Source organism: Pseudogemmobacter sp. W21_MBD1_M6, assembly GCF_052119585.1.
In the GTDB taxonomy this organism is placed as follows: domain Bacteria; phylum Pseudomonadota; class Alphaproteobacteria; order Rhodobacterales; family Rhodobacteraceae; genus JBGQOJ01.
On the sequence record NZ_JBGQOJ010000004.1, the window covers coordinates 13506 to 26827 of the forward strand.

General features: G+C 61.3%; 12 protein-coding genes. 3 read left to right on the top strand and 9 right to left on the bottom strand.

From position 1 onward, the window contains the following. Positions 1–24: 24 nt before the first annotated feature. Positions 25–1005 (bottom strand): TRAP transporter substrate-binding protein, encoded by a 981-nt coding sequence (locus ACEN2R_RS06630; protein WP_442040474.1) that lies wholly within the window; start codon positions 1003–1005, stop codon positions 25–27. A gap of 28 nt (positions 1006–1033) precedes the next feature. Next, complete coding sequence (gene uxaC / locus ACEN2R_RS06635) at positions 1034–2440, bottom strand: glucuronate isomerase (RefSeq protein WP_442040476.1); 1407 nt, start codon at positions 2438–2440, stop codon at positions 1034–1036. A gap of 114 nt (positions 2441–2554) precedes the next feature. Between uxaC and ACEN2R_RS06640 the strand changes: the two genes are divergently transcribed. Beyond that, entirely contained in the window at positions 2555–3256 is a 702-nt protein-coding gene (locus ACEN2R_RS06640) for a GntR family transcriptional regulator (RefSeq protein ID WP_442040478.1), read from the top strand. Continuing rightward, positions 3253–4152, top strand: a complete 900-nt coding sequence (locus ACEN2R_RS06645; RefSeq protein WP_442040480.1) for a sugar kinase — start codon at positions 3253–3255, stop codon at positions 4150–4152. The genes ACEN2R_RS06640 and ACEN2R_RS06645 overlap by 4 nt, the downstream gene beginning before the upstream one ends. Positions 4153–4246: 94 nt before the next feature. Here the strand turns inward: ACEN2R_RS06645 and ACEN2R_RS06650 are convergent, their stop codons facing one another. Beyond that, a complete protein-coding gene (locus tag ACEN2R_RS06650; RefSeq protein WP_442040482.1) occupies positions 4247–4681 on the bottom strand; it encodes a c-type cytochrome in 435 nt (144 codons plus the stop codon). 267 nt (positions 4682–4948) lie between these two features. Here ACEN2R_RS06650 and idi point away from each other — a divergent pair, with 267 nt between their 5' ends. Next, positions 4949–5488, top strand: a complete 540-nt coding sequence (idi, locus tag ACEN2R_RS06655; RefSeq protein WP_442040484.1) for an isopentenyl-diphosphate delta-isomerase — start codon at positions 4949–4951, stop codon at positions 5486–5488. Here idi and ACEN2R_RS06660 read toward each other — a convergent pair. The 6 genes from ACEN2R_RS06660 to ACEN2R_RS06685 all read right to left on the bottom strand — a co-directional run bounded on the left by ACEN2R_RS06660 (position 5463) and on the right by ACEN2R_RS06685 (position 13257). After that, the gene (locus ACEN2R_RS06660) at positions 5463–7877 is read right to left on the bottom strand and encodes a GcvT family protein (protein ID WP_442040486.1); all 2415 of its coding nucleotides are present in this window, start codon (positions 7875–7877) and stop codon (positions 5463–5465) included. The two genes, idi and ACEN2R_RS06660, sit on opposite strands and share 26 nt — an antisense overlap. Before the next feature lie 158 nt (positions 7878–8035). Then, positions 8036–9349 carry a histidinol dehydrogenase gene (gene hisD / locus ACEN2R_RS06665; protein ID WP_442040488.1) on the bottom strand — a complete coding sequence of 438 codons (1314 nt, stop codon included), beginning with the start codon at positions 9347–9349 and terminating at the stop codon, positions 8036–8038. A gap of 3 nt (positions 9350–9352) precedes the next feature. After that, the gene (locus ACEN2R_RS06670) at positions 9353–10039 is read right to left on the bottom strand and encodes an aspartate/glutamate racemase family protein (protein ID WP_442040490.1); all 687 of its coding nucleotides are present in this window, start codon (positions 10037–10039) and stop codon (positions 9353–9355) included. A 3-nt stretch (positions 10040–10042) separates the two neighbouring features. Further along, positions 10043–11056, bottom strand: coding sequence for a D-cysteine desulfhydrase (locus tag ACEN2R_RS06675; protein WP_442040492.1), 1014 nt, complete (start codon positions 11054–11056; stop codon positions 10043–10045). A 132-nt stretch (positions 11057–11188) separates the two neighbouring features. Then, positions 11189–12454 carry an ABC transporter permease gene (locus ACEN2R_RS06680; protein ID WP_442040494.1) on the bottom strand — a complete coding sequence of 422 codons (1266 nt, stop codon included), beginning with the start codon at positions 12452–12454 and terminating at the stop codon, positions 11189–11191. Further along, the gene (locus ACEN2R_RS06685; RefSeq protein WP_442040496.1) at positions 12451–13257 is read right to left on the bottom strand and encodes a taurine ABC transporter ATP-binding protein; all 807 of its coding nucleotides are present in this window, start codon (positions 13255–13257) and stop codon (positions 12451–12453) included. Before ACEN2R_RS06685 ends, ACEN2R_RS06680 begins: the two co-directional genes overlap by 4 nt. Between the last annotated feature and the right edge of the window lie 65 nt (positions 13258–13322).

Sequence of the window (13322 nt, forward strand, 5' to 3'; positions counted from 1 at the left end):
TATCCCTGCGGGCCGGATGCCAGCCTATTCAGTCGCCTGAATGCGCTTGACCATGTCCTTCAGTTTGTCCGAAGTGACATATTTCTCGTAGACGGGAACCATCGCCTCGATGAACGGGGTCTTGTCGATGTCGGTGATGATTTCGCTGCCCGCAGCGCGGACTTTGTCCTCGGATGCCTTTTCCTGAGCAACCCAGAGATCGCGCATTACCGGCACGGAATCAACCGCCGCCTGCTTGACCAGCACCTGATCCTCTGGCGTCAGTTTGTCCCAGGACTTTTTCGACATCACCAGAACTTCGGGCACGATCAGATGCTGGTCCAGCGTGTAGTATTTCGCGACCTCGAAATGGCCAGAGCTGTCATAGGACGGCCAGTTGTTCTCGGCACCGTCGATAACGCCGGTCTGGATCGAGGAATACACCTCGCCGTAAGGCATCGGGGTCGCATTGGCGCCCACCGCGCTGACCATGTCGACGAACATATCCGACTGCATCACGCGAAACTTCATGCCCTTCAGGTCGGCCATCGATCTGATCGGCTTTTCCGAATTGTAAAAGCTGCGCGAGCCGCCGTCGTAAAAGGCCAGACCGATCAGGTCGTGATCGCTGAACGCATCAAGGATCTGCTGGCCGATGGGGCCGTCCATCACATTGTGCATATGCTCCACCGAACGGAAGATATAGGGCAGCGACGGCACTTGGGTTTCTTCGATGATGTTGTTGAACGGTCCAAGGCTGACGCGGTTCAGGTCGATCACACCGAACTGGGTCTGCTCGATAGTGTCTTTTTCCTCGCCCAACTGGGCAGAATGGAAAACCTCGACGCAGACGCGCCCGTCGGTCCGCTCTTCCAGCATCGCGCCCATGGCATTGACGGCGGCAACCGTCGGATAACCATCGGGGTGCGTGTCGGACGACCGAAGCGTCACTTCGCAGGCCGTCACAGCCGTTGCCATCGCGGCACTGGCGAGAAGGCCCGCCATAATCGTCTTTACATAGCTCATTGTTTATCTCCTCCCAAAGAATGGCCCGTCAGAGCCGGTACGCTTGCTTTGCAAGCCGGTATGCAAGGTCATGTGCGACCTCGAATGCTTCATCCTCTGCCAGCCGCCCTGTCGCGACCAGCGTCGCAAGATAGGCGCAGTCCACCCGCCGCGCGACGTCGTGTCGTGCAGGGATCGAGCAAAAGGCGCGGGTGTCGTCGTTGAACCCGACCGTGTTGTAAAAGCCGGCGGTTTCCGTTGTCGCCTCGCGAAAGCGGCGCATGCCTTCGGGGCTGTCAAAGAACCACCATGCCGGACCCAGCTTCAGCGCGGGATACACACCGGCCAGGGGCGCCAGTTCGCGGGAATAAGCGGTCTCGTCCAGACCGAACAGGATCACGCTAAGGCGCGGGTCGGTCCCCATCGCGTCCAGCAGCGGTTTCAGCGCGCGGACGTAATCGGTGCGGGTCGGAATATCGAACCCCTTGTCGCGGCCAAAGCGGGCCAGCATCGGGGCCGAATGGTTGCGATACGACCCCGGATGGATCTGCATGACCAGCCCGTCATCAAGGCTCATCCGCGCCATCTCGGTCAGCATCTGGCCACGGAACGCATCCGCCTCTTCGGCGGAACACAAGCCCTGCAATGCCTTCGCGAACAATAGCGCCGCCTGATCCTGCGACAGATCCTCGGTCCGTGCCGTAGCATGGCCGTGATCGGTAGAGGTGGCGCCGTAACTTTTGAAAAACGCCCGGCGGGTGCGGTGTGCGGCCAGATAGCCGGCCCATGTTCCCGTATCCTCGCCGGTCAATGCTCCCAGCTGCATGACGTTATCGGCAAATCCGGCAAACTCGGGATCGACCACCGCGTCGGGACGATAGGCGGTCACGACACGCCCCTTCCAGCCAGAGGCGCGGATCATCTCGTGCCACTTCAGATCGTCCAGTGGGCTTTCGGTTGTGGCAATCGCCTCGATCGCGAAACGATCAAACAGTGCACGGGGGCGGAATTCCGGCTTGGTCAGGCTATCGGCGATATGGTCATAGGTGGCGTCCGCCGTGCTGGCCGACAACCGCGTGGTCAGCCCGAACACATCCTGAAACGCATGATCCAGCCACATCTGCGAGGGCGTCGCCCGCAGCAGGTGGAAATTCTCTGCGAACACCCGCCAGATCTTGCGCCCGTCGGTTTCCGTAGCCCCGCCATCCACGCGCGGCACACCAAGCTGTTCCAGCGGAATGCCCTGCGAGAACAACATGCGGAACACGTAATGGTCCGGCGTGACAAACAACTGGGCGGGGTCGGGGAACGGGTTGTTTTCGGCAAACCAACGCGGGTCGGTATGGCCATGGGGGCTGACAATCGGAAGCGCCTTGACGGTGTCATACAAGGCCCGCGCGATTGATCTGCTGCGGTCATCCAGCGGAAACAAGCGGTCCGGATCCAATTGCGCCATTGCCGACATCCCCCCTTTGACATAGCCGATCCACAAATTAAAGTGGAACTGGCTGGCTGGATAATCTAGTATGTTAGAATATCGGATGTGTCAATCGCACCTAGAGGAGTAAATATGTCAGAGAGCCTTCAGCTTCGCACGATAGAGCCGATTGTCAGGGCCTCGGTGTCCGATCAGGTGTTCGATGCCCTTCACAGTCAGGTTCTGTCGCTGGAACTGCCCCCCGGGTCGAAATTGTCCGAGGCCGATGTTGCAAAACAGATGGGCGTGTCACGGCAGCCGGTGCGCGACGCCTTCTACCGCCTGTCAAAGTTGGGGTTCCTGTTGATCCAGCCGCAGCGGGCAACCACCGTCAGCCAGATTTCGGCCCGCGATGTGATGCGGGCCCGTTTTGTGCGCACGTCCATCGAAATCGAGACGGTCCGAAAAGGCTGCGAGGTTCTGACAGAGGCCGACCATGCCGCGCTGGACGCCCTGCTTGATCAACAACAAGCGGCCGTAGACGCCGGTGACAAAAGCGCGTTCCACCTGTTGGATGACCAGTTTCACAAGGAAATCTGCGATCGTACGGGGCTGTCTTTTGTCTGGGACATCATCCGCGAAAACAAGGCCCACACCGACCGCGTCCGGTTTATGTCATTGTCCTTCGCCTCTCAGACCGCGCTGGACGACCACAAGGCCATCCTGAACGCGATGAAAATGCGGGATGTTGAAACTGCCACCAGATCCATGCGAGAGCACCTCTCGCGGATAGAGGGGATCATTGACCGGTTAAGGTCCGAAAACCATTCTTGGTTTCTGGAGGAAGACCTATGACCAAACGTTTGGTTTCAATCGGGGAATGCATGGTCGAACTGGCCCCCTCTGCGGCAGACCAGTTCAAAATGGCGTTCTCCGGCGATACGTTGAATACCGCGTGGTATGCCCGCCGCTTGTTGCCGGCCAGTTGGCAGGTCGACTATGTCACAGCCGTCGGAACCGACGCCATATCCAGCCGGATGGTGGATTTCTTTGCCTCCAGCCGAATTGGAACCGGGCACATCCGGCGCGAACCGGACCGGACAGTGGGCCTGTACCTGATCGAGCTGACAGACGGAGAACGCAGTTTTGCCTATTGGCGCAGCCAAAGTGCCGCACGACTGTTGGCGCAAGATCCGGCGCATCTGGCACAGGCGTTTGACGGCGCCGATGTCCTATACCTGTCCGGCATCACGCTGGCGATTCTCGACGCTGAAGGCCGCAAAACCCTGATGGCCGCGCTGGACGCCGCACGCGCGAACGGTGCCACCGTCGCGTTCGATCCGAACCTGCGCCCACGCCTGTGGCCCGACACCCAAACCATGTGCGATGCGGTCACCGAGGCCTCGATGCGCGCCGACATCGTTCTACCCTCGCACGAGGACGAGGCGAGCTATTTTGCCGATACATCGGTCGAGGCGACCGCAAAACGCTATGCCGCCTGCGGTGCAGGAATCGTCATCGTCAAGAACGGCAGCGGCCAAATTCTGGCGCATGATACCGGCGTCACCACCACCCATGATCCCGTCACCGATGCAAAAGTCGTGGACACAACCGCCGCCGGCGACAGCTTTAACGCGGGATTTCTGGCGGCGTATCTGACGGGCGGGTCATTGGGCGATGCGGTGGACGCAGGCAAGCATCTTGCCGCAAAAGTCATCGGCGGGCATGGCGCGCTGGTTGATATTGCCTGATCCCGGATAACGATCAAAGGCCCCGACTGACGTTCAGAAGGGGCCATTGTATCAGTGTTTCAGATATCTGCCCGCCAAGGGGCGCGCGCCCGAATCAGGACGGGCCGACGCTGGCAAGATAGGCATAGACGTCTTCCATGCCTTTGTTCAGCTTGAACGCCATTTTGCTTTTGGCGCCATCATCGCCGGTCGCCTCTTTCAGAAAGCCGCTTGGGTCCTGAACATATTTCACAAAATTCACCTCATCCCAGACCACGGCCTTTTCACCGGCCGCCGCCATCGAACTGGAATAGCCTTTGAAACCCGGCACCGCGCCCGCAGTCCGGCCTGCGATGCCATACAGGTTCGGGCCAACTTTTCCGCCCTTCACAATGGCTGTGCCGTCATCGGCCGTGACCGAATGACAGGCTTTGCATTTCTTGAAGACATCCTCGCCGGCCTCTGGATCCCCCGATCCAGCATGGCTGTCGGCAAAAGCAGGGGCGGCAAGCAAAGTCGCCGCGACGATAAGAGCAAATTTCGAGGTCATAGACATCTCCATGGGGTATACGATTTCCTTGTTATACATAATCTTACGCAGCAAGAGTCAAATAGGATGAAAGTGGCATAGCCCGAAAACACGCGGCACAGCCAATATTTTCGTTCAGAAACAAAAAGATACAGCGCTCACGTCTTGGTGCGTGACGTTTCGACGCGTAAACCCGCACCAAAAACCCGTTCGCGCCCGCCCCACCGACCATGTTAAAGGCCATCGCAAACACACCGTATCTGACCGAACCAACCATGAACGCATGACATGACCGATATGATTCCGGCCTGGGTGAACGGCACATTGACGCCCGTCGAAAAACTGAAGGTTCATCAAAAGGGCCTGCGGCACAAGGCCGTTTCCGTCTTTGTCATGGCCGGCGACCGTGTGCTGATCCAGCGCCGCGCGCTGTCGAAATACCATACCCCCGGCCTTTGGGCCAACACCTGCTGCACGCATCCGGCATGGAACGAGGCGGCATTGGATTGCGCGGTTCGCCGTCTGCGAGAGGAGCTGGGCATCACCGGCCTTGCCCCCCTGCACCGCGACACCGTTGAATATCGCGCGGACGTGGGCGGCGGGTTGACAGAGCACGAGCTGGTCGAGATTTTCCTTGCCCCCGCCCCTGCCACATTGACGTGGGATCTGAACCCGAACGAGGTCGAGGCCGTGCGATGGATCACTCTGCCGGCGCTGGCGGCAGAGGTCGCCGCCGCACCCGACCTGTTCACCCCCTGGCTGCGGATCTATCTGGACCGGCACCGGGACACCATCTTTGGCCCTAGGCCCGCAGGCGCTCGCCCTTAGGATCGAACGGCGGCTCTGGCAACAACACCGCGCGATGCGGCCTGCCCAGAATGGCGATGCTGACCTCGTCGCCCGCCTTCAGCGCACCCGCCTTGATAAACCCCATCGCCAGCGACTTGCCGACGCAATAGCCGTAAGCCCCCGACGACACCCGCCCCACCGGCGATCCGTCAGGCGTGAAAACCGGCTCGCCGCCCGTGGCATCCGCGTCAACTGCGTCGATCTCGAACATCACCAACTGTTCGCGCGCGGGGCGGTCCATCACTGCGGCGCAGGCCGCCTTGTTCAGAAAGTCCTTTTCCATCCGGATCAACCGGTCAAGCGCCACCTCTTGCGGCCAATACTCCGGCGAATATTCGCGGCCCCAGCTGCCATAGCCCTTTTCCACGCGCAGCGACATCAACGCACGGCTACCGACAGGACCTGCGCCAAACTTTTTTCCCGCCTCCAGCAACGCCTGATACAACGGCACCTGATGGTCGGTATTGCAATGCAGTTCCCAGCCAAGGTCGCCGGTAAACGACACCCGGATCGCCACGACAGGCAGGCCCGCAACCTTGATCCGCGCGGACCGCAGGAACGGAAACGCAGACGTCGCCAAATCCGTATCAGTCAAACCTTGCAACAATTCACGGCTTTTTGGGCCAGCAACATTAAAACCGCACATATCAATGGTTCTGGACGCAAACTGCGTTCCCTCTGGCAAAGGCCGCGCATCGAAGAACCGCTTGTGATAGCGTTCCGCCATGCCCGACCCCACGATCATGAATTCGTCCGCCGCCAGACGCGTCACGGTAAAATCGCCTGCGATGCCGCCGTTCACCCCGATCAAGGGCGTCAGACAGGACCGGCCCACCGCCTTTGGCATCCGGTTGGCGAACAGCGCGTTCAGCCAATCCTCTGCCCCCGCCCCCTTTACCTCGTATTTGGCAAAGTTCGAGATATCGATGATCCCCGCCCTGTCACGCAGCATCCGGCACTCTGCCCCCACAGGCTCGAACCAGTTCTGTCGCGTAAACCCGTGGGTTTCCAGCACGCCGGGTTTGTCCGCGAACCACAGAGGATGCTCCCACCCGTAGTTCAGGCCGAACACGCCGCCCATCGCCGCCTGCACCGCATAAGCGGGGCGCACCCGCACTGGCCGCCCCGCTTCGCGCTCTTCGTGCGGAAAGTGGATCTTGAACCGGTTGGAGTATTGGTCGCGCACCCGCGCCTTGGTGAACGCCTTGTCGGCCCAGTCGCCGAACCGCGCCACTTCCCAGGCGAACATGTCGTATTGGCTTTCGCCCGAGATGATCCATTGGGCAGACATCAACCCCATGCCGCCCGACTGGCTGAACCCCGGAATGATCCCGTTGCAACAGAAATAATTCCTTAGATCGGGGTGCGGCCCGAACAACACATTGCTGTCGGGTGACCAGATCATCGGCCCGTTGATCACCCGCTTGATCCCCGCCGTGCCGACCACAGGCACGCGGTCGATCGCGCGCATCATATTCTCCTCGATCCGCCCCAGATCGTCGGCAAACAGCTCGTGCCCGAACCCTTGCGGCGTGCCGTCCTCGGCCCAGAACTTCATGTTCTTCTCATAGGCGCCCACCAGCAGGCCCTTGCCTTCCTGCCGCAAATAATACTCGCCATCGCGGTCCGCCACCGAAGGTAAACGCCGATCCATCGCCGCAATTTCGGGAATGGTTTCGGTGACGAAATACTGGTGCTCGGTCGGCATCAACGGCAGTTCGATCCCCGCCAGCGCCGCAACCTCGCGCCCCCAAAGGCCCGCCGCATTGATCACCCACAGGGTGTGGATATTGCCGTTCGGTGTTTCGACGATCCAGCTTCCGTCTGGCTGCTGGATCGTCGCGGTCACAGGGCAGAACCGGTGGATTTCCGCACCCTTCGCCCGTGCGCCCGCAGCATAGGCCTGCGTCACGCCGCTGGGGTCCACGTTGCCGCCATCGGGTTCGTACATGATGCAGCGAACCCCGTCGAAGTTCACCAGCGGGTGCAGGCGCTCTGCCTCGTCGCGGCTGACCTCGTGAAAGTTCATCTTGTAGTATTTCGCCTTGGCCGCTTGCAGGCGCAGCTGATGCTCTCGTGCCTCTGTCTGCGCCAGATACAGCGATCCCGGCTGGAACACGCCGCAGCCCTGACCCGTCTCTGCCTCCAGCTGTTTATACAGGGTCATCGTATAGTGCTGGATGCGGCTGATGTTGGTCATGTCATGCAGCCCGTGGATATTCGCCGCCGCGTGCCATGTGGACCCCGACGTCAGCTCTGATCGCTCCAGCAGGACCACATCGGTCCACCCGAGTTTCGCCAGATGGTAAAGGATAGAGCAGCCGATAACGCCGCCGCCGATCACAACGGCCTGTGCATGGGTGCGCATAAACTGGGGCTTCCTTGTGCTGTGTCCCCTGAGCATCGCCCGACCGGGACATCAACTATGGCCAATTAGCGACATCGAACACCACCATCCGCGCCATATCACCGCCGGGATGGCGCAGACACCGCAGGACCGGGATCACAAGGCAGCGCCGTTGCGGCTTAGGGAACCTCTGGCACGCTCAGATCGAACACCCTGTCGGGAAAGAATTTGGCAAGCCGGATGTCGGCACTTCGGGCGTGGCCCTCCATGCCTTCCATCCGCGAAATCCGCGCGGTCGCTTCGGCCAATGGCCCTGCTGCCGCCCGCGTCGCCCGCTGCCAGGTGACGGTTTTCATGAACTTGTGCACCGACAGACCGCCGGTATACCGCGCCGCGCCAGAGGTCGGCAAAACATGGTTCGGACCAGAGGATTTGTCACCAAAGGCAACGGTTGTCTCCTCGCCCAGAAACAGGGAGCCATAGGACTGCAACCGCGCAAGCCACCAATCCAGATCAGCCGCCTGCACATGCAGATGCTCGGGCGCATAGGCGTCGGCCACGCCCGCCATCTCCTCTGGGGTATCGCACAGGATCACTTCGGCATGGTCGCGCCAGGCCAGCCGCGCATTGTCGCCGTTCACCGCAGGAAGCGCGCCGATCAACACGGGCACCCGCGCCATGACCGCCTTTGCCAGGGCGGCGTCGCTCGTGACCAGCCAGACGGGCGAATTATACCCGTGTTCCGCCTGCCCGACCAGATCGCTGGCAACCAGATCCGCATCCGCCGTCGCATCGGCGATGACCATGCTGTCGGTCGGACCGGCGAACATATCGATCCCCACCTGTCCGAACAAAATCCGCTTAGCCTCGGCCACGAACTGATTTCCGGGCCCGACCAGAATATCCGCCCTGGGCAGGCCGAACATCCCCTGTGCAAGCGCCGCCACCCCCTGCACGCCCCCCATGTTCAAGATAACATCGGCCCCGCAAAGGTTCATCGCAAACAGAATGGCCGGCGGTATCCCCACACCCGCCCGCGGCGGCGAACAGGCTGCGATATGCCCGACACCCGCGACCCTGGCCGTGGTCACCGTCATGATCGCCGAGGCGATATGGCTATACCGCCCCCCCGGAACATAACAGCCCGCCGCACGGATCGGAATCTGCCGCTGTCCCGCGACAAGGCCGGGGATAATCTCGACCTCGCAATCGGTGATCGTCGCCTTCTGCGCCTCGGCAAAACGGCGGATGTTGTCACGGGCAAACCGGATATCCGCCTTCAGCCGCTCGGGCACCAGCGCCTCTGCCCGCGCCAGCGCCTCGGGCGAGACCACAACCTCGCCCTCCCAGCCGTCCAGTGTGCGGTTATAGTCGCGCGCCGCTCCCTCTCCGCCCTTCGCCAGCACGGCAAGCATCGCCTCGACGTGGCCGCGCACGTCTTGCTGCCCGCTGTCAGGTTGGCGCACTGCCTGCTTCAGATACGTGACGGCCATGACCTATCCCTTTGAAAACCGGACGATCGCGTCCACCAGAACATCCATCGTGTCGACCGCAGTCGCACGCGGATCGACCGCCTCCGCGACCAGCGAAAATTCGGTGCAGGCGATCAGTTGCACCACCGCCCCCTGATCCGCCAGATCGGCAGAGGCCCTGCGCAGCGCATCCCGCGCGGCATCACTGGCACCTGCAATCTTAAGCCCCCGGATCGCCGCAAGCAGCGCATCCTCGTCCACCGGATAGGCCGCAACCCGCCCCGCCCGCGCCAGTGGTTCGTCGAACAGCCGCGTTTTGCGCAGCGCCGGCGAGCCGATTATGCCGACCTTGCCCGTCGTCATTTCCGAAGCCCTGTCTGCCGACAACCGGACCATATCAAGGAACGGAATATCGACCGCCAGATCAATCTCGTCGGCATAATGGTGCGCCGTGTTACAGGCCATCGCCAGCGCCTCTGCCCCCGCCGCCCGCAAGCGTTCCGCCATCGCAACCAGCACCGGCGCGGGGTCCGCCCCCGTCCCGTCGATCAGCGCCGCGATCCGGCTTGGCACCTGCGTGTTGCTGTCCACGATCAGCGGCACATGGTCGGCGTCGTCAGCCGCATCCACCGCCCGTACCAGCCGCGTCATCAGATCAACGGTGGCCGCCGGCCCCATGCCGCCCAGAATACCGACAACGCGCGGCGCCATGGATCACTGCGCCTGCGCGGTGAAATCGAACTGCGAGGTATAGCCGAACAAACCCGCCGCCCCGCCGGTGTGCAGGAACACGACCCGTTCGCCCTTTTTGAAATGCCCCTTGCGGATCAGATCAATCAGGCCAGCCGCCCCCTTGCCGGAATAGACAGGGTCCAGCAACAGCCCTTCAAGCTGGGCGAACATGTTGATCGCCTCGAAGGTATCTGCGCGGGGAATGCCGTATCCTTCGCCCACGTAATCCGTGTTCGCCACAACATCCTCGCGCTTGACGATGCCCGCACAGCCCATTTTATCGGCGGTCGCACAGGCAAGGTTGAACACGTTTTCCTCTTGCTTGGCCTTTGGCGCGCGCACCCCGATGCCCAGCAAAGGGATATGCGCGTTGATCGCCTTCAGGCCCACGATCAGCCCCGCCTGCGTTCCCGCGCTGCCGGTCGCGGTCACGAAATGGTCGATCACCAGCCCGCGGTCATTGGCCTGTTGCACGGTTTCAAAGGCGCAATTCACATAGCCAAGCGCCCCCGTCGGGTTCGAGCCGCCACCGGGGATGGTGTAGACCGTCTTGCCCTTGGCGCGGAACGCCTCTGCCACGGCTTCCATCTCGGCGTTCATGTCCAGGCCGGGGCCGCGTTTTTCCGATGTCGCCCCATGCAGATAGTCCAGAAAGACGTTGCCCGAATGGTTGTAATTCGGGTCGTTCGATCCGGTGCGGTCCTCTAGCAGCAGATGGCAGTCCACCCCCAGTTTCGCCGCGAAGGCCGCCGTCTGGCGCGCGTGGTTCGATTGGGTGGCCCCCTGCGTCATCACCATATCGGCCCCCATCCGCTCTGCCTCGGCCATCAGGAATTCCAGCTTGCGGGTCTTGTTGCCGCCTGTGCTCATGCCCGTGCAATCGTCGCGCTTTATCCAGATTTCGGGTCCGCCCAGTTCTTTTGTCAGGCGGTCCAGCCGTTCCAGCGGAGTGGGAAGATGGGCCAGAAACAGACGGGGAAAATGGGCAAGATGCATGATGGGCCTCCAAAGGTTTCGCCCGAACCATAGAACCGCAAGCCCTTATTTCAAAACAAAAAAGACGCACCCCCGACAGATGCGTCTTTTCTGAAAAGCCGTTTCGGGATACCCGAAATCTGCGCCCTGAAATCAACCCTTGCCCTTCCACGGCACCAGCCATTTTTCCGCCATCCGCATCAGAATATCGATGCTGTAACCGACCACGCCGATCAGGATAATCCCCATGATCACGATATCCGTAAGCTGGAACTTGGACGCGACCATAATCATCATCCCCGCCCCGGTCTGCGCCGCCACCAGTTCGGCCGCCACAACCGTGCCCCAGCACACCCCCATCGCCACCCGTGCGCCGGTGAATATCTCGGGCAAAGAGTTCGGGATGATGACGTGCCGCAATATCTGCCACTTGCTGGCGCCCAGCGAATAGGCGGCGTGCACCTTGGAAATATTCACACCCGAGACACCCGCACGCGCCGCAATCGTCATGATCCAAAGCGCGGCGAGAAACAGCAAGATGATCTTTCCCGTCTCGCCGATGCCCGCCCAGATGATGACCAGCGGGATCAGCGCCAGGGGCGGCACGGGGCGCATGAACTCGACGATCGGGTCGAACCATCCGCGAAACCACGACGACAACCCCATGGCATAGCCCAGCGGGATACCCACGATGGACCCCGCCAGAAATCCCCCGATCACCCGCATCAACGACGCGCCAAGGTGCTGCATCAGGGTAAAGTTCTGATAACCCTCGCGCGAAATCTCGATCAACCTCGCCCAGACCGCCTCTGGCGCGGGCAGCCAGATCGGCTCCATCTGCCATCCCTTCGCGGGGGTAAAGTTCAGCGTGCCCTTGGGCGTCATGCTGATTGTGCCATCCGCGACCGTGACCGCCCCGCCGGGCTCAATCGCCTGCCCGTCCACCGCTGTGACGCGGTATCCCGCATCTGACCCGCCCTCGTCATTTGTGTTCACCCTGATCAATCCGCTGCGCCACGCCACCGCATCCACGCTGTCGTCTTTCGCAAACCCGTCGCCGGCGGCCACCGCGGGAATCGCGGGCGTCTCGCCCAGCCTGTGGACCAGAACGCGCACCGTCGCATCATCGGTCTGGCCCGCCGCATTGGTCGCGGTATAGGTAAAGGTGGTCGCGCCCATGAACGGTCCCGGCGCGTGGATCGGCGTCAGTTTCGACCCCGTGAACGCACCCCAGATCAAAAAGATCGACACGACCGAAATAACCGACGCCGCGCGGTTCGGGGTGACCGCGCTTTCGTCGCCGAAGGTCACCGTTTTCAGGCTGGTAAAATCCGAAACCCGCGTCATGCGCCGCGCCAGAAACTTGACCGAAAAGAAGGCGATCACGAAAATCGCGATATACATCAGCAGGATAATCATGCGGACACCTCGGTGCGGCCCATGATTTCCTCCTCCATTTCCCAGATCATCGACAGGATCTCCTCTCGTGTCTCGGCAAACCCTTCGGACTTTTTTACGCTTCGCAGATCGGCATTCACACCCCGTTCTGCGAAAGGCAGGCGGTATTCCTTGTGGATGCGGCCCGGTCGCGGGGCCATCACGATCAGCCGTTCACCCAACAACAGCGCCTCCTCGACGGAATGGGTAATCAGGACAACGGTTTTCCCGGTCTCTTTCCACAGCTTCAGGACCAGACCCTGCATCTTTTCGCGGGTCAGCGCGTCCAGCGCGCCCAGCGGTTCATCCATCAAAATCACATCGGGTTCATTGGCAAGGCATCGGGCCAGTGCCACGCGCTGCTGCATGCCGCCCGACAGTTCGTACACCGCCTTGTCCTTGAAATCCTGCAGGCCGACGACCTCCAGCAGATGGTCCACAATCGCATCGCGGTCATTGCGCGGCATGCCCTTCATCCGGGGGCCGAACGCCACGTTTTCGCGCACATCCATCCATTCGAACAGCGCCCCCTGCTGGAACACCATGCCGCGTTCGGCCGCAGGGCCGGTCACGGTGCGGCCGTTCAGAACGATGCGCCCCTCGGTCGGGGCCAGAAACCCCGCAAGGATGTTCAGCAAGGTCGTCTTGCCGCAGCCCGAAGGCCCAAGAACGGACAACAACTCGCCCTCCACCAACTCCAGCGAGACGTTCTGCAATGCCTGCACCGATGCGCCGTTGGGCAGATCGAACCGCATGGATATATTGTCGATGATAAGCCCTGACATGGACGCTCCCCCATTTGGCCCCAATTTGGCCCCCGATTGGATCGTTACAGGATGTCACGAAAAGG